The sequence below is a fragment of the Polynucleobacter sp. genome (assembly GCF_018500155.2).
Lineage (GTDB): Bacteria > Pseudomonadota > Gammaproteobacteria > Burkholderiales > Burkholderiaceae > Polynucleobacter.
This window is the reverse complement of record NZ_JAHBAK020000076.1, coordinates 1-22,492: the sequence shown is the minus strand read 5'-3', so window position 1 is coordinate 22,492 and position 22,492 is coordinate 1. Positions and strand designations below refer to the sequence as shown.

Sequence of the window (22,492 nt, the reverse complement as noted above, 5' to 3'; positions counted from 1 at the left end):
CATTAATTCGTTAAATAGCAGCAGCTATTGCCTTTCCTAAATCATCTGTTTTAGCTTTACCACCAAGATCAGGCGTTAGCGGTGCATGTCCTACGCCTGCTGATAATACCTTTTCAATGGCGGCAAAAATGGCATTGCCTGCTTGGGGGTATCCAAGGTGATCGAGCATCATGGCCGCGCTCCAAATTTGTCCAATAGGATTGGCAATCATCTTTCCATAAATATCCGGCGCAGAGCCGTGCACCGGCTCAAATAATGACGGAAACTTACCCTCAGGATTAATACTTCCTGATGGTGCTACTGCAATAGTGCCAGTGCATGCTGGCCCCAAATCTGACAATATGTCGCCAAACAAATTGCTTGCCACCACAACATCAAAACGGTCTGGATTCATTACGAAATGCGCAGCCAAAATATCAATATGATATTTATCAGTGCGAACATCAGAATATTTTTTCGCCATTGCCTCTACACGTTCATCCCAATACGGCATGGTAATGGCGATGCCATTGGATTTCGTCGCAGAAGTTAAATGCTTTTTGGGGCGGCTCTGAGCCAAATCGAAAGCATATTGCAAAATTCGATCGACACCTTGTCTTGTAAATACCGATTCTTGAATCACAAATTCTCGGTCAGTGTCAGGAAACATTTTTCCGCCGACACTAGAGTATTCGCCTTCGGTATTCTCACGAACGACAAAAAAATCAATGTCGCCAGGCTTGCGGTTAGCCAAAGGACAAGGTACGCCGGGCAATAAACGTACAGGTCGTAAGTTGACGTATTGATCAAATCCGCGACGGAACTGAATCAGGCTACCCCATAAAGAAACGTGATCGGGAAGAATGTTAGGCATGCCTACTGCGCCAAAGAAAATGGCATCGTATTGCATCAGCGTATCAAACCAATCATCTGGCAGCATCTTGCCGTGCTTCAAATAGTAATCACAGCTAGCAAAATCAAAATGATCAAACCGCATGCCGATACCAAACTTTTGATTTGCAGCCTCAAGAGAACGCAGCCCCTCGGGCATTACCTCTTTACCAATACCATCGCCTGGAATAACTGCAATTTTTGGATTCTTAAATATCTTTTTTGTACTCATGTGTTAGTTGTCTTTATTTTTTATTTGCAGGGATAAAAACCCCAAGGAAAAGTGTACTCGTTTCTTGCTTAACTAATCGCGCGCCGGATCTCGTCATGAGAACCATTTGATTTCTTACCAAGGGACTCACTATCGTAGTTTTCCGTATTTTCGATGGTTTCGGGCACATCTTCTTGCATGCGAATATTATCTTTAGGGCAAATAGGCGCCCCATAGCTAGCCCATTTTTTTAAAAGTGTGACTTCATAACCGCATTGACCACATTTAGCTTTACTTCTGGTGGCATTACTGGGTTTTGGAGGTGGAAAAACAATCGCCTGATGTGGGTATGGTCCAAGCTCTTGGCTAATCATCATTAGCTTTACAGTGAGCTCTTCAGTTGCGTGGGCCATTCTGGCAGGACCTTCGAGCCCGACTGTTTGAGCAATCCCTTTGAAATCCTCACCATGACCACTAAAGCAGTCGTCCACTGCGTGACACAACTCATGAACAAGTGTATCTAGCAACTGAACTGGATCGTCAATTTTGGGAGAAATAAAGATTTCATTAACACCGCCCCCCGAACGCTCTCTTGGCCAACACTGGCCAAGAGTAGTTCTTGGGCTACTTGAGGCAGGAAACCCACAGGAAACTCTTACAGGAGGAATTGCGTAACCCGCTTTTGAAAATATCGGCTCTAGGTGTTTTACAGCATCCTCTAGCCATGCTTCACGTACAGAATGTTGCTTCATTTTTCAGACTTTAATTAAGATTCAAAAGATAAATTGCGATCATACGCCACCAAAAGTAGAATACCTAAATGAAAGATCTAGAGAGCCTAAGCGCATCCCAAGCCGTCAAAGCTCTATCCAAAAGGGATATTCGAGCCACAGACCTATTGCTCTCTTGCCTTGACCGCATAGGACATCGAGAAAGCACCGTTAAGGCATGGGTTAGTCTTGGGAAAGAAAACGCTCTAATTCAGGCTAAAAGCTTCGACAAAGGGGTCTCTAAGGGGATTTTGCACGGATTGCCGATTGGGGTAAAAGATTTATTCGACACCTATGATCTTCCAACCTCTTACGGATCGCCAATTTATGCTCATCATTACCCAAGTGCGGATGCAGTCTCGGTTGCTTTAATGCGTCAGGCCGGAGGGATCATTCTTGGAAAAACCGTCACCACCGAGTTTGCCTCATTTAAAGGCAATAAAACGACGAATCCGCATGATTCAAAATACTCCCCTGGGGGGTCATCGAGTGGATCGGCGGCGGCTGTAGCAGACTTTATGGTTCCGATTGCCACGGGCAGCCAAACTGCAGGCTCAATTATCCGACCCGCATCTTATTGTGGGGTTGTTGGATTCAAGCCGAGTTTTGGAAAAGTCAGTATTGCCGGCGTGAAAAGCTTATCGCTTTCTCTCGACACTCTAGGTTGTTTTGGGCGTTCCGTTGAAGATGTAGCCCTGGGCGTTGCCGCTATGAGTGGTGATCTTTCTCTATCTACTGTAGAAGAGCTTCACAATAAACCTCGGATCAATATTTGCAAAACATCAGATTGGAGCCTTGCGAGCAAGGAGACTCAGAATGCTATTGCGCTTGCCAGATATGCTGCTCAGTCTATATCTAAATGCGCCGTTAACGATCTAGTGCTGCCAGAACTATTTCATGATCTTCGTCATGTTCAGACACGCATTATGCTTAGCGAAATGTCTCGCAGCCTCACATTTGAACGCAATCACTACTCCAAAAAAATCAGCCCATTAATTAATAAACTATTAAACGAAGGGTCAAGCATCCCTTATGAACAATATTCAAAAGATTTATTGTCCGCTTCATTAGCACGTTCTGCCATTGAGCAGCTATTTGATGATGACATTGATTTGATCATTGCGCCCAGTGCTGTTGGCGAAGCACCGCTAATTAAAGATGGCACCGGGGATCCTGTATTTTGCAGAATATGGACATTACTTGGGTTGCCATGTATCAATATCAACATATCGTACGGCCCCAGCGGTCTGCCTGTTGGCGTGCAACTGATCGCAGGACCCGGTAAGGATCGTTTTTTATTAAGCGCCGCGCGAGCCTTTGCTCTGACCTTGCCTGATCCCGTTTTGCGAGATCAGGCATAACAGTAACATTTAGTCTAGCGTGATATTTGCAGACTTAATGACCTTGTTCCAATAAGGAAGCTCTTTCTTTACGAGCGCCTCAGTAGCAGCTGGATTAAGGTAACGAATTTCAACACCTGCTGCATCAGCGCGCTCCTTTACTTCAGGTAAAGCTAAGCTTCTTTTAACAGCGTCAGCAAGCTTGTTCACAATAGGCTCGGGAGTTTTTGCCGGTGCAAACAAACCGACCCAAGACTCCAGCTGAAATGATGGTAATCCCGCCTCTGCAGTAGTTGGCACGTTTGGCATGCCTGGGTGACGATTTTTACCAGTAACCGCTAAGCCCTTCAATTTTCCACTCTGTATATGTTGCATCAGTGATGGTGGCGTTGAAATAAATACTTGAACTTGACCTGCAAGTACATCCTGAATGGCAGGACCCGATCCTTTATACGGGACGTGAACCATATCTACGCCTGTAGACTGTTTGAACATTTCAGTGCCAATATGTGACACAGATCCATTACCCTGTGAGGCATAGTTGAGTTTTCCAGGATTTGCTTTAGCGTAGGCAATAAATTCCTTAAGGTTATTGACTGGAACCGATGGATGAACAGCAATGACATTGGTCGATACTGTTAGCAATGCAATGGGAGAAAAATCTTTTACTGGGTCCCACGGCAGCTTATCCATCAAAGATGGGTTTCCAACGTGATACCCCGAGTAAGAAATCAACAAGGTATATCCATCTGGTTTCGCATTAGCAACATACTGGTATGCGATATTTCCGCTAGCGCCTGGTTTGTTATCAACCACAACCGGCTGACCAATCACTCTAGTGAGCGGCTCACTAAGTAAGCGTGCGGATGTATCCACTAGACCTCCGGGCGGATTGGGCACAACCAATGTAATCGTTTTATCAGGAAAAGATTGGGCTGCCACCAAATTGCTTGCGGTTACCAAGCCTGCAATAACAAGCCACTTTTTAGCCATTAGACCTTTATTAACAAATAATTTCATTTAATCTCCTTACTTTTTATATTTATCTTTGCCCTACTTTAACGCTTCCAAAAACAGACTGTGCCTCTCTTGGTAAGCAGCGCCAATAACGCTCATTTGCATGCACAGTAGCATTTAATGCGGCGGCAGCTTCCCAAGCCCATCGAGGTTTATATAAAAAAGCTCTTGCCAATGCTATCAGATCCGCATCTCCGTCTTGCAGTATTTCTTCAGCCTGATGGGGATCTGTTATCAAACCAACAGTAATAGTCGGCAATCCAGAGGCCTCTTTTACAACTTTTGCAAATGGCACTTGATATTTTGGACCTAAAGCAATTTTTTGCTTAGGAGAAATGCCTCCAGAAGATATATGCACAAAATCGCACCCCAGGGGTTTTAGCTGCTTTGCAAAAGAAGCTGTTTGCTCCGGAGTCCAACCCCCTTCCATCCAGTCACTTGCAGAAATACGTATTCCTAAGACGCCCTGATAAGCCGATCTGACCGAGGAAAACAACTCTAAAGGAAAACGGATTCGGTTTTCAAACGAACCACCGTATTCATCGGTTCGCTGATTGGCAATCGGCGATAGAAATTGATGCAACAAATATCCATGCGCTCCATGCAATTCAATGCCATCAATGCCGATACGATCAGCGCGTTTAGCTGCCATGACAAATGCATCAATGATGCTCTTTAATTCTTCTTTAGATAATTCATGAGGCAACCGTTCACCCTCTAATTGAGGAATCGCTGATGGCGCCAATGTCTCCCATCCGCCCTGATCAATGGGTAGCAGCTGCCCCCCTTCCCATGGAGTTGCACTTGAGGCTTTTCGTCCTGCATGCGCAAGCTGAATAAATACGGGTGTGGCTGGGGCCAGCTTGCGAGCACGAGTCAATTTATCCTTCAATGCGGCCTCAGTTCTGTCATCCCACAAGCCCAAACATGCTGGTGTGATGCGCGCCTGCGGAGTTACGCCTGTGGCTTCAATGATGAATAATGCAGCACCACTATTTAACAAGTTTCCCCAGTGCATTAAATGCCAATCCGTTGCTTCGCCATTCGAGGCCGAATATTGGCACATTGGCGCAACCACAATTCGATTTGCTAACTCCAGAGGTCCACGGGGTGAGCCCAGTGTGTAGGGAGTAAATAAAAGACTCATGCGAATGCCTTAAAAAATGTAGAAAAATGAGAAAAAAGGTCAAAATACACAAAATGCCATTAAGGGATAGAATATTTCATCAGCAGAATAAACGAGACAGCAAAATCTTGCAGGCAACGAATAACAAGGCTTTGCATAACCATTACCCAAAGAATATCGATTAATGATGAATGCAACCAAGGCGTTTGAATCCAAAGAAGATGTTGGCCACTACATTGGCGGATCAGTTGTTAACCCAAAAGATGGCCGCTTTGCCGATGTTTTCAATCCCGCCAAGGGATCTATCGCTCGTAGAGTAGCTTTAGCAAGCCGCAATGAAGTTGATGCTGCTGTAGCTGTGGCGCAAAAAGCTTTTGACTCTTGGAGTCAAACCAGCCCCCTGCGTCGCGCTCGCATTCTATTTAAATATTTAGAGTTACTCAACACGCATCGCGATGAACTTGCCGCCATTATTACTTCTGAACATGGCAAGGTATTTACAGATGCACAAGGTGAAGTTACACGTGGTATTGAAATTCTTGAATTTGCCACTGCAGCCCCAGAGCTACTAAAGGGTGATTACACAGAACAGGTGTCAACAGATATTGATAACTGGGTCATGCGCCAACCGCTGGGAGTGGTAGCCGGAATTACACCATTTAACTTCCCTGTCATGGTTCCTATGTGGATGTTTCCATTAGCCATAGCCTGCGGTAACACCTTTGTTCTTAAGCCAAGCCCTACAGACCCCTCCGCCTCGCTTTATATGGCAAAGTTATTAAAAGAGGCTGGGCTACCAGATGGTGTATTTAATGTGGTTCAGGGCGACAAAGAAGCGGTTGATGCATTAATAGAAAATCCTGATGTCAAGGCCATTAGCTTTGTCGGATCAACCCCCATCGCTAATTACATTTACGAACGCTGCGCCCATTTTGGCAAGCGATCTCAGGCACTGGGTGGCGCTAAGAATCATATGGTCATCATGCCAGATGCAGATATTGATAAAGCAATTGATGCTTTGGTTGGAGCAGCTTATGGCTCTGCGGGCGAGCGCTGCATGGCGATCTCTGTAGCCGTTTTGGTTGGCGACGTAGCGGACAAAATCATGCCTAAGCTCATTGAGCGCGCTAAAAGCCTGAAGATAAAAAATGGCATGGAGCTCGATGCCGAGATGGGCCCTATTGTTACCAAGGCAGCATTAGAACGTATCACTGGTTATATCGAGAGTGGCGTAGCTGCTGGTGCTAAATTGCTTGTTGATGGTCGTGGCTTCAAAGCACCCGGCAATGAGAACGGCTTTTTCTTGGGCGGCACTCTTTTCGATAATGTCACGCCTGATATGAAAATATATCTCGAAGAAATCTTTGGTCCTGTGTTGTCCTGTGTTCGTGTCGCTAACTTTACCGATGCACTAAATCTAGTAAACGCATGCGAATACGGCAATGGCGTGGCATGCTTTACTAGTGATGGCAATATCGCACGTGAATTTGCACGTCGCGTTCAAGTGGGCATGGTTGGCATTAACGTACCGATCCCAGTTCCAATGGCATGGCATGGCTTTGGCGGCTGGAAAAAATCTCTTTTTGGCGATATGCATGCTTACGGCAAGGAAGGCGTACGCTTTTACACAAAACAAAAAAGCGTTATGCAGCGGTGGCCTGAGAGCATTGCAAAAGGCGCTGAATTTGTCATGCCTACATCGAAATAAACCCTGCATTTCTGATTACAAGGGAAATGAGACAAAAAAATAGCGATCCTCGGATCGCTATTTTTATATAAGCCAAAGGGCTTATTGCAGAGTATTTTTAAACGCCGGCATGATGGGAACTGCGAGCACCTCGATGCCCTCCTCCCTTAATGATTCAGCCTCATCCAAGGTGGTTTGACCACGAATGCTACGCTCTGGGGCTTCCTTGTAATGAATCTTTCTTGCTTCTTCAGCAAAGGCAGTACCGACATCCTCAGACTTGCCCATTAGCTCGCGCATTCCTTTTAGAAAGGCAGCTTGGACCTGAGCCTCCAATTGAGAGTGGTCGTTACCAGTTAAGACAACCACTTCGCCACTATTTACCCCAACTTCTTCACCCGAAGCAACAACGGCCGCACTTGAAGACTTGGCGATATGGGGAGCTGATGGCATACGTGAAATTTGTGTGCTGTCACAAATAGGGCAAGCCAAAATCCCTTGCTCTTGCTGAGCAAGGCAGTCCTCTTCAGAGGAAAACCACCCTTCAAAGCGATGGTCTAAGGGACAAGCGAGGTTGTAGACTTTCATAAGAGCTATATAAGGGCATAAATGCCAAATTCAATAGATCCTATTTTAATGGGAATTCAAGCAACTGATTTAATTGGCGTGGGACTCACCAAACCCCGGCGATAGCGGTCCAACCAATACCCTGAAATAGTGGTTTTCACGTCCGTAATTTCACCCTCTTCGATCCATCCTAGCAATTGCTCTAGAGGAGCGGCAAAGACATCCAAAAACTCTTCATCATCAAGCTTGCTTTTACCCGGAACCAGATCCTCCGCCAGATATATATCAATAAGCTCTGTAGAGTAAGAAATGACTGGATGAATTCGACGGATATAGCTCCATTTTTTTGCTGTGTAACCTGTCTCTTCTTCAAGCTCACGTTGCGCACACAGTAAGTGATCCTCGCCGATTTCTAATTTTCCAGCGGGTATTTCGATACAAGCTTTGGCAATCGGATAGCGATACTGCCGCTCTAATAAAACCCTACCGTCATCCAAAATAGCTACAACAGCCACCGCGCCAGGATGAGTTAAATATTCACGGGCTGCTATATGACCATCGGGCAAGCGCACTTGATCACGTTTCATATTAAGGAAAATGCCGCCATAAATATCTTCACCTGAGACGCGCTCTTCACGCAGATGTTGATCTCCTTGCGGCAAATCGATAAAAGATTTTTCTGTCATAGCGATCTTTACTATAGCGTTGATATTAATTAAACCATCATAGATGATCAGGATGACATAGGTATGTCATACTGACTTATAAAACAATAGAGGCCCCTACAAGGAGCCTCTATTTATCTGATTGGTTGTGGGTTATGAGCCCAGCAAGGTCCGGCGCATAGCATCCAAACAAATGCTCATCAAACTGGCTGGAACGATGCCGATTGCCAATACCAAAATAGTGTTCATACTCAATAAGCCTTTAGCAAAACCAGTGCCCGTAATGGTTGCTTCATGTAATGGCTCATCAAAATACATTACCTTCACCACTCGTAAGTAGTAGAAAGCACCAATCAAAGATGCAAGGACGGCAATAATGGCCAATATCGTATGCTCGCCATCTACTAGCGCCTCTAAAACACCCAACTTAGCAGCAAATCCGACTGTTGGCGGAATACCGGCCAAGGAAAACATCATGACTAAGCCAATAAACGCAAACCAAGGATGCTTTTTATTGAGGCCTTTCAGACCATCTAATGTCTCGCAATCATATCCTTTGCGAGATAGAACCATGAGTAAACCGAATGTACCTAAAGTTGTTAAGACGTATGTAATGACATAAAACACGGATGCACTAAATGCATGATCATCAAATACCGACAACATGCCAAGCATCACAAAGCCCATCTGCGCGATAGCAGAATAAGCAAGCATACGTTTTACATTAGTTTGCGCAATCGCTGTGACGTTGCCAACCACCAATGACAATACTGCCAATAAGACCAGCATAGGCTGCCAATCACCCATCAACGGCAATAATGTATTGACCAATAAACGGAATAAGAGCGCGAATGCAGCAATCTTTGGTGCACCAGCAATCATCAAGGTCACAGCAGTTGGTGCGCCTTGGTATACATCAGGTACCCACATATGAAAAGGGACAACGCCTAATTTGAATGCAAGTCCAGCCACGATAAATACAAGACCAAATGCCATGACTAAATGATTTATACGTGGATCAGCGACAGTTCTAAAAATCTCTAGCAAATCTAAAGAGCCCGTCACTCCATAAAGCATTGACATACCGTAGAGCAAGAAACCTGAAGCCAATGCACCCAGAATGAAATACTTAATACCGGCTTCAACACTTTTCTCACTGGTGTGACGCATTGCAACCAATGCGTACATTGGCAATGCCATGAGCTCTAGACCTAGATACAAAGTGAGCAGATTTGCACCTGAGATCAACACCATCTGACCTAGCAGCGCCAACAAAATCATGACGATAAAGTCAGGACGAAATAGCGAACGGTCAGATAAATATTGCTTTGAATACACCAAGCTTACTAATACGGCTGCACATGAGCAAGCCTTGAGTAAATTAGATAGCGGATCTGATTGAAACAATCCATTCATGGCAACAATGGATACATCCCCCATTCGGCCAATGAAAGCAAAAATAAGATAAACCAACAAAATTAATGAAAAGAAATAGACAAATCCAACACCACGGGGAGTGTGGAAGATATCCTGCTCAACACCGGGCGTAGTTGGAACTCTTTCGCGTACATAAACACTAGCAACCAGCAACAAACAAGTGGCTAGTAGTAAAACGAGTTCCGGCAGGATGGCGTATAGGTCGAATGCTTGCATTTGCTTTTACTCAGAGTTTGCTTACAGCAACATGCTGCAACAGATTGATTACCGCGGGATGAATGATGTCTGTAAATGGCTTTGGATAAACACCCATGCCAATTACGCAAATCGCCAATACTGTCATCATGAAATATTCACGAGCATTGAGATCTTTCAATTCTTCAACATGATGATTGTGAATGGCGCCAAAAAAGACACGCTTGACCATCCAAAGTGAATACGCAGCACCTAAAATCAGAGCGGTGGCAGCCAAAATACCAATTACGAAGTCATAATCTACGGCCGCCAGAATCACCATAAACTCACCAACGAACCCTGATGTTGCAGGCAATCCGCAGTTTGCCATTGCCATTAAAACAGCAAAAGCAGTAAAAGCTGGCATGCGATGTACTACGCCACCGTAGTCAGCAATCTGGCGAGTGTGCATACGATCGTAGAGAACCCCAATAGATAGGAACATTGCGCCTGCAACAAAACCGTGGGAGATCATCTGCACTATTCCACCCTCAATGCCCAGTGGACTAAACAGGAAGAAACCTAGTGTGACAAAGCCCATATGCGCTACAGATGAGTACGCAACCAGCTTTTTCATATCCTTTTGAACGAGCGCTACAGCACCCACATAAATCACAGCCACTAAGGACAAGAAGATCACGAATGGGCCAAGATATTGGCTAGCATCCGGAGCGATCGGCAATGAAAAACGTAAGAAGCCATAAGCGCCTAGCTTTAACATGATGGCAGCCAAGACAACAGAGCCCCCTGTTGGCGCCTCGACGTGAACGTCTGGCAACCAAGTGTGCAGTGGCCACATTGGCACTTTCACAGCAAATGCCATAAAGAAGGCGAAGAACAACAAGATTTGCTCAACAATATCGAGGCGAGCATTTTGCCAGGCCAAGATATCAAAGCTATTTGTCACGTTATAGAGATACAGCATGGCAACTAAAGTTAGTAAGGAGCCAAGCAAGGTGTAGAGGAAGAACTTAAATGCTGCATATATCCGGTTATGTCCGCCCCAGACGCCAATGATGATGTACATCGGAATTAAGGTAGCTTCAAAGAAGACATAAAACAGTAGAGCATCTAATGCGCAAAATACGCCAATCATTAATCCAGAAAGGATCATGAATGACGCCATGTATTGGGATACTTTAGTGTCAATCACTTCCCATGCTGCAATCACTACAAAAATATTGATAAATGCAGTCAGAACAATGAACCATACAGATATGCCATCGATACCTAGGTAGTAATTAATGTCGTAACGTGGGATCCAGCTGATTTTTTCTACAAATTGCATGCCAGGGTTGGCAATATCAAATTGGGTTATCAAAGGTAAGGTGGCGATAAATCCAATTACCGCACCAATGAGCGCTAACCAGCGCACTCCAGCGGATGGCTTCTCGGACCCATAAAACAAAATAATGAGTCCAAAAACAATCGGGGTCCAAATGGCGTAAGAAAGAATCATAGTGGCTACTTAAGTAACAAAGGCCTAGCGAACAAAAGGTAGGTAAGCATATAAAACCCAAGCCAGCAAAATCGCCAAGCCTGCAATCATTGCAAACGCATAGTGATAAACATAACCGGATTGCAGATGACGAATAACACCAGCAAAGCGCCCTACTGTATGCGCACTGCCGTTAACAAAGAAGCCATCAATGACCTTCTGATCGCCACGATGCCACAAGATACTGCCAATCCAAATCAGTCCCTTAGCAAATACAGCTTGGTTAAGGTCATCTAAATAGTATTTGTTATCAAACAATTTTTTGATGGGAGCAAAAGCCTGAGCCACTTTCTCTGGAAGCGATGGAACCCACAGGTATCCAATGGCTGCAACCAAAACACCCGCCACAACCAATCCTAAAACTGGAGAAGTAAACGCATGTATTGCCATCGCCACTGGCCCATGGAATTCTTCTGCCAGCTCTTTCATCACAGGATGTCGTGCCAAATCAATAAAAATGGAATCGCCAAAATAAGTTCCAAATAACAAAGGCGTGATTGTGTAGAAGCCAATAATGACTGATGGAATCGCCAGAAGAATTAATGGCAAGGTCACTACCAATGGAGACTCATGCGGTTTTTCACCTGGCGCTAAGCCATGATGCGCGTGATCATCGCCCTGCTCTGCGTGCTCATGATGATGAGAATCTGCATGACCCCAACGAGCTTTACCATGAAATACCCAGAAATAGAGACGGAAGGAATAGAGGGCAGTAACAAACACGCTTGCCATCACCGCAAAGTAAGCAAAACCAGAGCCAGGGATGTGGCTTGCAGCTACCGCCTCAATGATGGAATCTTTTGAGTAAAAACCGGAGAAAAATGGCGTGCCAATTAATGCCAAATTGCCTAACAGCATCATCAAGCAAGTGATAGGCATGTATTTCCATAAGCCACCCATCTTGCGCATATCCTGTTCATGGTGCATACCCAAAATGACACTACCTGCAGCAAGGAACAACAATGCCTTAAAGAATGCATGAGTCATCAAATGAAAAATTGCTACTGGATATGCAGATACACCCAATGCAACAGTCATGTAACCCAATTGCGACAATGTTGAATAAGCCACGACGCGTTTAATGTCGTTTTGAACGATGCCCAAGAATCCCATAAAGAGTGCTGTGATAGAGCCAATAACCAAAATAAAGCTCAAGGCCACATCTGATAACTCAAATAATGGTGACATCCGCGATACCATGAAGATGCCAGCAGTAACCATCGTTGCTGCGTGAATCAATGCAGAGATAGGTGTTGGACCTTCCATCGAATCTGGCAACCAAACATGCAATGGAAACTGTGCAGATTTACCCATTGCACCAATGAACAAGCAAATACAAGCAACAGTTAGTAAATTCCAGCCAGTGCCAGGCAAAGTTTGTGCGGCTAAGGCGGTATTTTGAGAGAAGATCACGTCATATTGCATGGAACCCGTGCTCGCAAGCAATAAACCGATGCCCAGAATAAAACCAAAGTCGCCCACACGGTTGACCAAGAACGCTTTCATATTGGCAAATACGGCTGATTGACGCTCAAAGTAAAAACCAATTAGCAAATACGACACCACACCCACTGCTTCCCAACCAAAGAAGAGTTGCAAGAGGTTATTGCTCATGACCAACATCAACATGGCAAAGGTAAATAATGAAATGTAAGAGAAGAATCGGTTATACCCCTCTTCACCATGCATGTACCCGATGGTATAGATATGCACCATCAGCGACACAAATGTGACTACGCACATCATTGTTGCTGTGAGAGGATCAATTAAAAATCCAATATCTAAATTCAACTCACCTAACTGCATCCAGCGATATACAGTGCCATTGAAGTAGAAGCCATCCATGACTTGGGCAAGAACATTGCAGGACAACACAAATGCAATAGTGACTCCCAAAATGGTGACAAATTGGCTTGCGCCATGGCCAATGCGGTTACCACCCAATTTAGTTCCGAACAGTCCGGCGATGATAGAGCCGACCAATGGAGCCAATGGAATGGCGCAGAGAACAGGAATAGTTAAGGTCAATTGCATGACTAGCCTTTAAGGTGGTCAAGATCTTCAGCGTTAATGGTGTCGACCTTACGGAACAGAACCACCAATATTGCCAAACCAATGGCCGCTTCAGCAGCGGCTACTGTCAAAATAAAGAATACGAATACTTGGCCCGCCATATCGCCTAAATAGTGCGAGAAGGCAACAAAATTCATGTTGACCGAAAGAAGCATTAATTCAATTGCCATTAAAAGAACAATGACATTCTTACGGTTTAAAAAGATTCCAATCACGCTAGCGGCAAATAAAATTGCGCTAAGCACTAAGTAATGAGCCAGAGTAATACTCATTTCTTTTCTCCTCTAGCATCTTGTTTTGCAGCAATATCAGCACCCATTTTGACAATGCGCATACGATCTGCTGCAACCACATTGACCTGCTCGTGAATATTTTGAGATTTAGTGTCTTTACGATTGCGTAACGTTAATGCCACTGCAGCAATGATCGCTACCAACAGGATCACACCTGCCACTTCAAAGGCATAAACATAATCACCAAATATCAACATGCCTAATGCTTGAGTATTATTAGCAGCGACCTCTTCTGGCATTGGTTGCACGGGAGCATTTGTACCAATAAAGCTGCGAATAATCACAATCGACAATTCCAGCACGATGACAGCACCCATTAGAAATGCTACCGGCAAAAACTTTCTAAAATCACGACGCAAATGCTCCAAATCCAAATCGAGCATCATGACCACAAACAGGAACAGCACCATCACGGCGCCGACATAAACCAATATCAAAGCGAGGCTGAGGAATTCTGCTTTAAGCAACATCCATAAACCCGATGCACAGAAAAATGCTAGGACTAAAAAAAGCGCTGCGTGAACTGGATTACGAGCAGTAATCACACGCAAAGCAGATACCACCAACAGACCTGCAAAGCCGTAGAAGAAAACCGCAAACAAAGTAGAAGGATCGAATGTCATAGTAATGTGTGCTCGATTCGATTAACGGTAAGGCGCATCAATAGCGCGTTTAGCGGCAATATCTTTTTCATACTTATCACCTACAGCCAAGAGCATTTCCTTGGTGAAATACAAATCACCACGCTTATCGCCAAAATACTCAAAAATATTCGTCTCAACAATGGCATCTACTGGGCATGCTTCTTCACAGAAACCACAGAAGATACATTTCGTTAGATCAATGTCATAACGTGAAGTGCGACGTGTGCCATCATCACGCTCGGCGGTCTCAATGGTGATCGCATAAGCTGGACAAACCGCCTCGCAAAGTTTGCAGCCGATGCAACGCTCTTCGCCATTTTCATAGCGACGCAATGCATGCAAGCCACGAAAGCGATTGGATAATGGAGTCTTTTCGTCAGGATATTGAACGGTAATCTTTGGCTTAAAGAGATAACGGCCAGTAATCGACATGCCCGTCAAAATATCTTTGAGCATTAAGCTATCGAGGAATTGGGAAATTTTCTTAAACATGATCGATCAACTTATTTCCAAATATTCCATGGAGATACTACCCAGGCACCGATAACAACCACCCAGAATACTGAGATGGGAATAAAGATCTTCCAGCCTAAACGCATGATTTGGTCATAGCGGTAGCGCGGCAATGTTGCGCGCAACCAGATCACACAAGACAACAGGAAGAAAGTTTTACCAAATAGCCAGAAGAAGCCTGGAATATCACGCAAGATTGGCAGGTCAACGATAGGCAACCAACCACCTAAGAACATGATCGAAGCCACTGCTGCGATCAGAATCATATTGGCATACTCAGCCAGGAAGAACATGGCAAAAGACATGCCAGAGTACTCAACCATATGACCGGCAACAATTTCAGATTCGCCTTCAACGACGTCAAATGGATGACGGTTGGTTTCAGCAACACCTGAAATGAAGTAAATCAGGAACATCGGCAATAAGGGTAACCAATTCCATGACAAGAAATTGAGTCCCATATTTGCAAAGTAGCCTTGCTCTTGTGATGCCACAATGGCGCTCAAATTCAGCGAGCCAGAAGTAATCAATACCGTTACTAACGCAAAGCCCATGGCAATTTCATAAGAGATCATCTGAGCAGAGGCGCGCATTGCGCCAAGGAACGGATACTTGGAGTTGGATGACCAACCAGCCAAAATCACACCATATACACCGATGGATGAAATGGCCATGATGTAAAGCAGGCCAGCGTTGACATCTGCCAGCACCATTTTTGCTTGGAAGGGAATCACTGCCCAGGCAGCAAATGCAGGTGCAATCACCATCACTGGCGCAATAAAGTACAAAACTTTGCTAGCTTGCGCTGGAGAAATGATCTCCTTCATCAAGAGCTTTAGAGCATCAGCAATTGGCTGCAATAAACCTAACGGACCCACGCGATTAGGACCAAGACGAATATGCATCCAGCCAATTAATTTGCGCTCCCATAGTGTTAGGTAGGCAACACAGCCAAACATCGGCAACACAATAATGACAATACGCACCAATGCCCAAACCAATGGCCACAGGGAGCCAAAAATCGCTTCGCCCTGAGTGGTGATGAGGTTCAAGAAATTATCCATCTCGTCCCTTATGCCTTGCTAACAGTTACAGGACCAAACATGGATCCTAATTTGACACCAGCCGATGTGCCCGCAGAAATTCTTGCAACACCCGGAGCTAAATTAGCCTCTAAGGTAACAGGCAAAGTTACTGAGCGATCGCCCTGAGTCACTAGCACGCTGTCACCTTCTTTGAGATTCATTTCATTAAAGAGTTTTTGACCGAGACCCACTTGATTGCCACGCTTAGCGTCACGCGTCAATTGCAATGCGGGGGAACGACGAACAATCTGATCAACCGCGTAAATATTCACGTCTGCTATGCGCTCTAGGCCAGCTGCAATTGCATTGCTATTGCTGACACTCGCAATAGAACTCACGTTATTTAGGCGAGTGCAATAGTTATCGCCCAATCCCTCACCAAGGACTTCTTCTGGCAAGTTATAGAGAAAGCCCTCTAAGCCCAATAATCCACCAAGGACACGCAATACTTTCCATGCTGGGCGCGAGTCGCCCAAAGGTTTTACAGATGGCTGAATAGTCTGCGCCCTGCCTTCTGCATTGACAAAAGTACCCACAGTTTCGGTGAATGGGGTAATCGGCAAGATAACGTCAGCAACCTCTAATAGATCAGCCGATTGATATGCGCTTAATGCAATAACAGTGTTTGCTTTGGCTAACGCTTCTCTAGCTTGCTGTGAATTTGGCAAATCAGAATCAGGCTCAATATTCATCAACAACACAGCGCGAAGATCGCCTGACAATAGAGAATTCACGCCAGGTCCATTTGCACTGACTAAGGATGCACCAACCGCATTGCCGCCAACAGGCAAAAATCCTAAAGTAGCTCCAGTTTGTTGCGCGATAAATTGCGCCAATACATGCAAGTCAGATGCTTGAGGATGGCTGATAGCGGCTGAGCCAATCAACACCGCTGAATTTGCGCCCGATAACAAACTATCGGCAATTTTTTGTGCTGTTACTGAAACGGTAACATTTGGAGTTCCCGCTGGGAGTGATGCAGACTTCGCCTTTGCAATGGCTGCTGCAATCTCGCTTAAAGCACTCAACCACGCACTTGGCGCTGCCGCAAGACCGAGTGTAGGGATTAGCCAATCATCGCCACCCGCATCAATGCGAGAGATTTGCAAACCACGCTTTGAAGCGCTGCGTAAACGGGCAGCGAGAATAGGCTGATCTTTACGCAAGAAACTACCAATGACTAGCGCACGATCCAAGTCGCTCAATTTAGCAACAGGCATTCCAAGCCATGGTGCAGAAGCAGCGCCATTGATATTGGTTTGGCGTAAACGTGTTTCCACGTTATTTGATCCGAGGCCACGCACAATCTTTTGCAGAAGATGCAATTCTTCTACGCTTGAAATTGGATGCGCCAAGGCACCAATGGATTGAACGCCACTTTCAGCAGCTATTTTCTGCAGTGAACTTGCCACATAATCTAGGGCAGATTGCCAATCCGTTTCTAGCCACTGTCCACCCTGCTTCACCATAGGAGTGGTAACGCGATCAGCGCTATTTAAACCTTCATAAGAGAAGCGATCACGATCGCTAATCCAGCATTCATTAATAGCTTCATTTTCTAAAGCCACTACGCGCATTACTTTGTTATTTTTCGTTTGAACAGTAGTGTTTGAACCTAAGCTGTCATGAGGACTGACAGAGCGCTTACGACCCAACTCCCATGTGCGCGCTTCATAACGGAATGGCTTACTAGTCAATGCGCCTACTGGGCAAAGATCAATCATATTTCCAGAGAGCTCAGAATCTACTGTTTGACCAACAAACGTCGTAATCTCGGAATGCTCTCCGCGATTGATCATGCCTAGCTCCATCACCCCGGCAATTTCTTGCCCAAAACGGACGCAGCGGGTGCAATGAATGCAACGACTCATCTCTTGCATAGAGATCAGCGGACCTACATTCTTATGAAATACAACCCGCTTCTCTTCTTCGTAACGAGAATTGGACTTTCCATAACCAACGGCTAAATCTTGTAACTGACATTCGCCACCTTGGTCGCAAATTGGGCAATCCAATGGGTGATTAATTAATAAAAACTCCATTACAGAGCGTTGCGCCTCTACAGCTTTTGCTGAGTGGGTGTAAACCTTCATACCCTGCGTTACTGGAGTAGCACAAGCTGGCAATGGTTTTGGTGCTTTCTCAACTTCAACCAAACACATGCGGCAGTTAGCTGCAATAGACAATTTCTTGTGATAGCAGAAATGCGGCACATAAGTACCGAGCTTGTTCGCGGCGTGCATCACCATCGAACCTTGCGGAACTTCTACCGTCTTACCATCTAATTCGATCTCTACCATGCTCACTTTAAGATGTCCCGTGCTCAATAACTTATAAAGGTTTAGCAGAATCTAAGCAGCGCTTATGTTCTACGTGATACGCAAATTCATCCATGTAATGCTTCAACATGCCGCGCACCGGCATCGCAGCTGCATCACCCAAGGCGCAAATCGTACGACCTTGAATATTGGCAGCAACATCGTTGAGTAAATCCAAATCTTCTGGACGCCCTTGACCATGCTCAATGCGGTGAACAATGCGCCATAACCAACCTGTACCCTCACGGCAAGGCGTACATTGACCGCAAGATTCTTCGTGATAGAAGTACGACAGGCGCTCTAATGCGCGTACCATGCAGCGAGTCTCATTCATCACAATCACCGCCCCAGATCCCAACATAGAACCGGCTTTTGCAATGCTGTCGTAATCCATAGTCAGATCCATCATCTGCGCACCAGGAATCACTGGAGCGGATGAACCGCCAGGAATAACTGCTTTAATCGCTTTTCCGTCGCGCATACCACCTGCCAACTTGAGAAGCTCAGCAAAAGGTGTACCCAATGGAATCTCATAGTTGCCTGGATGCACAACATCACCAGAAACTGAAAATATCTTCGTGCCACCATTATTAGGCTTACCAAGGTCCAGGTAAGCCTGTCCGCCAATCGCCAAAATAAATGGCACAGCAGCAAACGTTTCAGTGTTGTTAATCGTCGTTGGCTTGCCGTACAAGCCAAAACTAGCTGGGAATGGCGGCTTAAAGCGTGGCTGTCCTTTTTTACCCTCCAAGGATTCCAACAAAGCAGTTTCTTCGCCACAAATGTATGCACCCCAACCTGGAGCAGCATGCAATTGGAACGAGAAGTCGCTACCTAAAATTTTGTCACCCAAGTAACCAGCAGCACGCGCTTCTTCTAGGGCTTCTTCAAAGCGTGAGTACACTTCCCAGATTTCACCGTGAATATAGTTATATCCAGCAGTGATACCCATGGTGTAGGCACCAATAATCATGCCTTCAATCAATGCATGGGGGTTGTAACGCATGATGTCGCGGTCTTTGAATGTACCTGGCTCACCCTCGTCACTATTGCAAACTAAATATTTTTGCCCTGGGAATTGACGGGGCATAAAACTCCACTTCAACCCAGTTGGAAAGCCCGCACCTCCACGACCACGCAGTGAAGAGGCTTTCAATTCAGCAATGATGGCATCAGGGGCCACCTTATCATTAATCAAACGACGCAATTGCTGATAGCCGCCGCGGCTCTCATAATCTTTTAAACGCCAATTCTCACCATTCAATCCTGCAAGAATTAAAGGCTTAATGTGACGATCGTGCAAGCTGGTCATGCTGCCTTCCCTTCTGCACGAAGCTCAGAAAGCAGAGCATCAATTTTTTCTTTACTCATAAAACTGCACATGCGCTTGTCATTTACTAACATGACTGGGGAATCGCCACAGGCCCCCATGCACTCACCTTCTTTTAATGTAAAGGTGCCACATGGCGTTGTTTCATTAAAGCCAATTCCCAATGTCTCTTTAAGATAAGTTGCAGCCGTTTCACCATGGGTTAATTGGCAAGGTAAGTTTGTGCAAATGACTAACTTGTACTTACCCACCGGCTTGGTGTTGTACATGTTGTAAAAGGTTGCAACTTCTTCAACTGCAATGGTTGGCATTTCTAAAATTTGCGCAACGGTCGCAATGACCTCAGGGGATACCCAGCCCACCTCAGTTTGCGCAGCAATCAACGATGCCATCACGGCAGACTGCTTTTGCTCTGGTGGATATTTAGCAACATTACGGGCAATATCTGCCAGCGTTTTGTCGGATAGTTGAAGCGTTGTTGTCATTAAGTCATCCTTGGCGCGCTGTAATTAGCGGTCAATCTCCCCGAACACAATATCTTGCGTACCAATAATGGTGACCGCATCAGCCAACATATGTCCGCGTGACATCTCATCCATGGCGGAGAGGTGCACAAATCCAGGCGCACGAATCTTCATGCGATAAGGCTTGTTGGCACCATCAGATATGAGGTAGATACCAAACTCACCCTTTGGATGCTCAACCGCTGAATAAGCCTCACCATCTGGCACATGAATACCTTCGGTAAATAATTTGAAGTGGTGAATTAACTCTTCCATATTGGTTTTCATATCCACACGTTTTGGTGGAGATACCTTATGGTTATCGCTCATTACAGGACCAGGGTTAGCTTTTAACCAAGCTACGCACTGCTTAATGATGCGATTAGATTGACGCATTTCTTCCATGCGAACTAGATAACGATCATATGAATCACCATTGACACCTACCGGGATATCAAAATCAAGGCGATCATAGACTTCATAAGGTTGCTTCTTGCGCAAATCCCACTCAATACCTGATCCGCGCAACATCGGACCCGTAAAGCCAAGCTGCAATGCTCGTTCAGGACTAACAACACCAATGTTGACCAAGCGCTGCTTCCAGATACGGTTATCGGTCAGCAAATTGCAATACTCATCCACATTGGCATCAAAGCCTTGAGTGAATTGATCTATGAAATCAAGCAAAGTACCGCTACGATTTTCATTCAAACGCTTTACTGCAGACGCACTACGAATTTTGGATTTGTCGTACTGTGCCATTTGATCTGGTAAATCACGATAGACGCCGCCTGGACGATAATAAGCAGCGTGCATACGAGCGCCAGAGACTGCTTCGTACATGTCAAAAATGTCTTCGCGGTCACGGAAGGCATATAGGAATACTGCCATCGCGCCAACGTCTAGGCCATGACAACCAATCCAAAGCAAATGATTGAGCAAACGAGTAAGTTCGTCATACATTACTCGAATGTATTGAGCACGTAATGGCACATCAATTTGCAATAACTTTTCTATTGCTAATACATATGCATGTTCATTAGACATCATGGAGACGTAATCCAAGCGGTCCATATATGGAACATTCTGAATCCAGGTACGTGTCTCTGCTAACTTTTCAGTCGCACGATGCAATAAACCAATATGTGGGTCAGCACGCTGAATTACCTCACCATCTAACTCCAACACAAGACGTAAAACACCGTGTGCTGCAGGATGCTGCGGACCAAAATTGAGGGTGTAGTTCTTAATTTGTGCCATGGCTTATACCGAACCTCCGTACTGTTCTTCGCGAACGATACGCGGTGTAATTTCACGAGCTTCAATCGTGACAGGCTGGTATACGACCCGTTTTAATTCAGGGTCATAGCGCATTTCTACATTGCCACTGATTGGGAAATCTTTTCTGAATGGGTGACCAATAAAGCCATAGTCAGTCAAGATGCGACGTAAGTCTTGATGGCCCTCAAAAATAATGCCGTAGAGATCAAACGCTTCGCGTTCAAACCAGTTAGCGCAATTCCAGACTGGCGTAAGGGATGCCACAACTGGGTAACTATCATCGGGTGCAAATACGCGCACACGTAGACGCCAATTATGTTCTAACGACAACAAATGACTCACTACACCAAAGCGCTGCCCTGCCCATGAGCCTTCACGAAAATCCTGATAATCAACGCCACATAAATCAATGAGTTGCTCAAATGCTAATGTAGGATCGTCACGAAGCATTAAGGCTGACTCAAAATAAGTATCTGCATTCAATACAACGGTGACTTCACCGAGAGCAATTTCGACAGACTGAATGCGCTTACCGAGAACCTTTTCAAGGTTTGCCGCTAACTGAACTAAACGATCTGACATTGCTTAGGCCTTCCGCGCAATCGTGCTTGTGCGAGCGATCTTAGATTGCAACTGAATAATTCCATAGATCAACGCTTCTGCGGTTGGAGGACAGCCAGGAACATAAATATCAACTGGCACGATACGGTCGCAACCGCGCACTACTGAATAAGAGTTATGGTAATAACCGCCACCGTTTGCACATGAACCCATCGAGATCACCCAGCGAGGCTCGGGCATTTGGTCATAAACCTTGCGCAAGGCTGGAGCCATCTTGTTGCATAGGGTTCCTGCCACAATCATCAAATCTGATTGACGCGGAGATGGGCGAAAGACAACGCCAAAACGGTCTAGGTCATAACGGGAGGCACCAGCATGCATCATCTCTACTGCACAACAGGCCAAACCAAATGTCATGGGCCATAAAGAACCATTACGTGTCCAGTTAATTAACTGGTCCGCAGTGGTA

21 protein-coding genes are annotated in these 22,492 nt (G+C 45.3%); 2 read left to right on the top strand and 19 right to left on the bottom strand.

Annotated features, from left to right (window positions below; translation table 11 throughout):
* Window positions 1–10: 10 nt before the first annotated feature.
* Together KIH43_RS08780 and KIH43_RS08775 are read right to left on the bottom strand one after the other, a co-directional pair.
* The gene (locus KIH43_RS08780) at window positions 11–1,102 is read right to left on the bottom strand and encodes a tartrate dehydrogenase (RefSeq protein ID WP_297719844.1); all 1,092 of its coding nucleotides are present in this window, start codon (window positions 1,100–1,102) and stop codon (window positions 11–13) included.
* A gap of 68 nt (window positions 1,103–1,170) precedes the next feature.
* On the bottom strand, window positions 1,171–1,833 hold the full coding sequence (locus tag KIH43_RS08775) for a SprT family zinc-dependent metalloprotease (RefSeq protein ID WP_297719841.1): 663 nt from the start codon (window positions 1,831–1,833) through the stop codon (window positions 1,171–1,173).
* Between the two features lie 68 nt (window positions 1,834–1,901).
* Between KIH43_RS08775 and KIH43_RS08770 the strand changes: the two genes are divergently transcribed.
* Window positions 1,902–3,212: an amidase gene (locus tag KIH43_RS08770; RefSeq protein WP_297719838.1), complete on the top strand. Its 1,311-nt coding sequence runs from the start codon at window positions 1,902–1,904 to the stop codon at window positions 3,210–3,212.
* A 9-nt stretch (window positions 3,213–3,221) separates the two neighbouring features.
* Here the strand turns inward: KIH43_RS08770 and KIH43_RS08765 are convergent, their stop codons facing one another.
* Window positions 3,222–4,184, bottom strand: coding sequence for a tripartite tricarboxylate transporter substrate binding protein (locus tag KIH43_RS08765; protein WP_296969770.1), 963 nt, complete (start codon window positions 4,182–4,184; stop codon window positions 3,222–3,224).
* A gap of 49 nt (window positions 4,185–4,233) precedes the next feature.
* Window positions 4,234–5,355 (bottom strand): NADH:flavin oxidoreductase/NADH oxidase, encoded by a 1,122-nt coding sequence (locus tag KIH43_RS08760; protein WP_297719836.1) that lies wholly within the window; start codon window positions 5,353–5,355, stop codon window positions 4,234–4,236.
* A 166-nt stretch (window positions 5,356–5,521) separates the two neighbouring features.
* Between KIH43_RS08760 and KIH43_RS08755 the strand changes: the two genes are divergently transcribed.
* A complete protein-coding gene (locus tag KIH43_RS08755; protein ID WP_297719864.1) occupies window positions 5,522–7,042 on the top strand; it encodes a CoA-acylating methylmalonate-semialdehyde dehydrogenase in 1,521 nt (506 codons plus the stop codon).
* 81 nt (window positions 7,043–7,123) lie between these two features.
* Here the strand turns inward: KIH43_RS08755 and KIH43_RS08750 are convergent, their stop codons facing one another.
* From KIH43_RS08750 to KIH43_RS08680, 15 genes are all read right to left on the bottom strand, one after another.
* On the bottom strand, window positions 7,124–7,609 hold the full coding sequence (locus tag KIH43_RS08750) for a DUF1178 family protein (protein ID WP_297719833.1): 486 nt from the start codon (window positions 7,607–7,609) through the stop codon (window positions 7,124–7,126).
* 56 nt (window positions 7,610–7,665) lie between these two features.
* On the bottom strand, window positions 7,666–8,274 hold the full coding sequence (locus KIH43_RS08745; RefSeq protein ID WP_297719830.1) for an NUDIX hydrolase: 609 nt from the start codon (window positions 8,272–8,274) through the stop codon (window positions 7,666–7,668).
* 132 nt (window positions 8,275–8,406) lie between these two features.
* A complete protein-coding gene (gene nuoN, locus KIH43_RS08740; protein WP_297719828.1) occupies window positions 8,407–9,906 on the bottom strand; it encodes an NADH-quinone oxidoreductase subunit NuoN in 1,500 nt (499 codons plus the stop codon).
* 10 nt (window positions 9,907–9,916) lie between these two features.
* On the bottom strand, window positions 9,917–11,383 hold the full coding sequence (locus KIH43_RS08735; protein WP_296968663.1) for an NADH-quinone oxidoreductase subunit M: 1,467 nt from the start codon (window positions 11,381–11,383) through the stop codon (window positions 9,917–9,919).
* A 24-nt stretch (window positions 11,384–11,407) separates the two neighbouring features.
* The gene (gene nuoL / locus KIH43_RS08730) at window positions 11,408–13,456 is read right to left on the bottom strand and encodes an NADH-quinone oxidoreductase subunit L (RefSeq protein WP_296968662.1); all 2,049 of its coding nucleotides are present in this window, start codon (window positions 13,454–13,456) and stop codon (window positions 11,408–11,410) included.
* Between the two features lie 2 nt (window positions 13,457–13,458).
* Window positions 13,459–13,767 carry an NADH-quinone oxidoreductase subunit NuoK gene (gene nuoK / locus KIH43_RS08725; protein WP_296968660.1) on the bottom strand — a complete coding sequence of 103 codons (309 nt, stop codon included), beginning with the start codon at window positions 13,765–13,767 and terminating at the stop codon, window positions 13,459–13,461.
* Window positions 13,764–14,411: an NADH-quinone oxidoreductase subunit J gene (locus KIH43_RS08720; RefSeq protein ID WP_296968658.1), complete on the bottom strand. Its 648-nt coding sequence runs from the start codon at window positions 14,409–14,411 to the stop codon at window positions 13,764–13,766. Before KIH43_RS08720 ends, nuoK begins: the two co-directional genes overlap by 4 nt.
* Before the next feature lie 21 nt (window positions 14,412–14,432).
* The gene (gene nuoI / locus KIH43_RS08715; protein WP_296968656.1) at window positions 14,433–14,924 is read right to left on the bottom strand and encodes an NADH-quinone oxidoreductase subunit NuoI; all 492 of its coding nucleotides are present in this window, start codon (window positions 14,922–14,924) and stop codon (window positions 14,433–14,435) included.
* Between the two features lie 11 nt (window positions 14,925–14,935).
* Window positions 14,936–16,009: an NADH-quinone oxidoreductase subunit NuoH gene (gene nuoH / locus KIH43_RS08710; RefSeq protein WP_296968654.1), complete on the bottom strand. Its 1,074-nt coding sequence runs from the start codon at window positions 16,007–16,009 to the stop codon at window positions 14,936–14,938.
* A gap of 8 nt (window positions 16,010–16,017) precedes the next feature.
* Window positions 16,018–18,330: an NADH-quinone oxidoreductase subunit NuoG gene (gene nuoG, locus KIH43_RS08705; RefSeq protein WP_297719825.1), complete on the bottom strand. Its 2,313-nt coding sequence runs from the start codon at window positions 18,328–18,330 to the stop codon at window positions 16,018–16,020.
* Window positions 18,331–18,361: 31 nt separating this feature from the next.
* A complete protein-coding gene (gene nuoF / locus KIH43_RS08700) occupies window positions 18,362–19,660 on the bottom strand; it encodes an NADH-quinone oxidoreductase subunit NuoF (RefSeq protein WP_296968651.1) in 1,299 nt (432 codons plus the stop codon).
* Window positions 19,657–20,163, bottom strand: a complete 507-nt coding sequence (nuoE, locus tag KIH43_RS08695) for an NADH-quinone oxidoreductase subunit NuoE (RefSeq protein ID WP_296968649.1) — start codon at window positions 20,161–20,163, stop codon at window positions 19,657–19,659. The genes nuoF and nuoE overlap by 4 nt, the downstream gene beginning before the upstream one ends.
* Before the next feature lie 24 nt (window positions 20,164–20,187).
* The gene (locus tag KIH43_RS08690) at window positions 20,188–21,441 is read right to left on the bottom strand and encodes an NADH-quinone oxidoreductase subunit D (RefSeq protein WP_296968647.1); all 1,254 of its coding nucleotides are present in this window, start codon (window positions 21,439–21,441) and stop codon (window positions 20,188–20,190) included.
* Window positions 21,442–21,444: 3 nt separating this feature from the next.
* Window positions 21,445–22,044, bottom strand: coding sequence for an NADH-quinone oxidoreductase subunit C (locus tag KIH43_RS08685; RefSeq protein WP_297719822.1), 600 nt, complete (start codon window positions 22,042–22,044; stop codon window positions 21,445–21,447).
* Between the two features lie 3 nt (window positions 22,045–22,047).
* On the bottom strand, window positions 22,048–22,492 hold a 445-nt coding region (locus KIH43_RS08680; protein ID WP_297719820.1), incomplete at its 5' end, for an NADH-quinone oxidoreductase subunit B.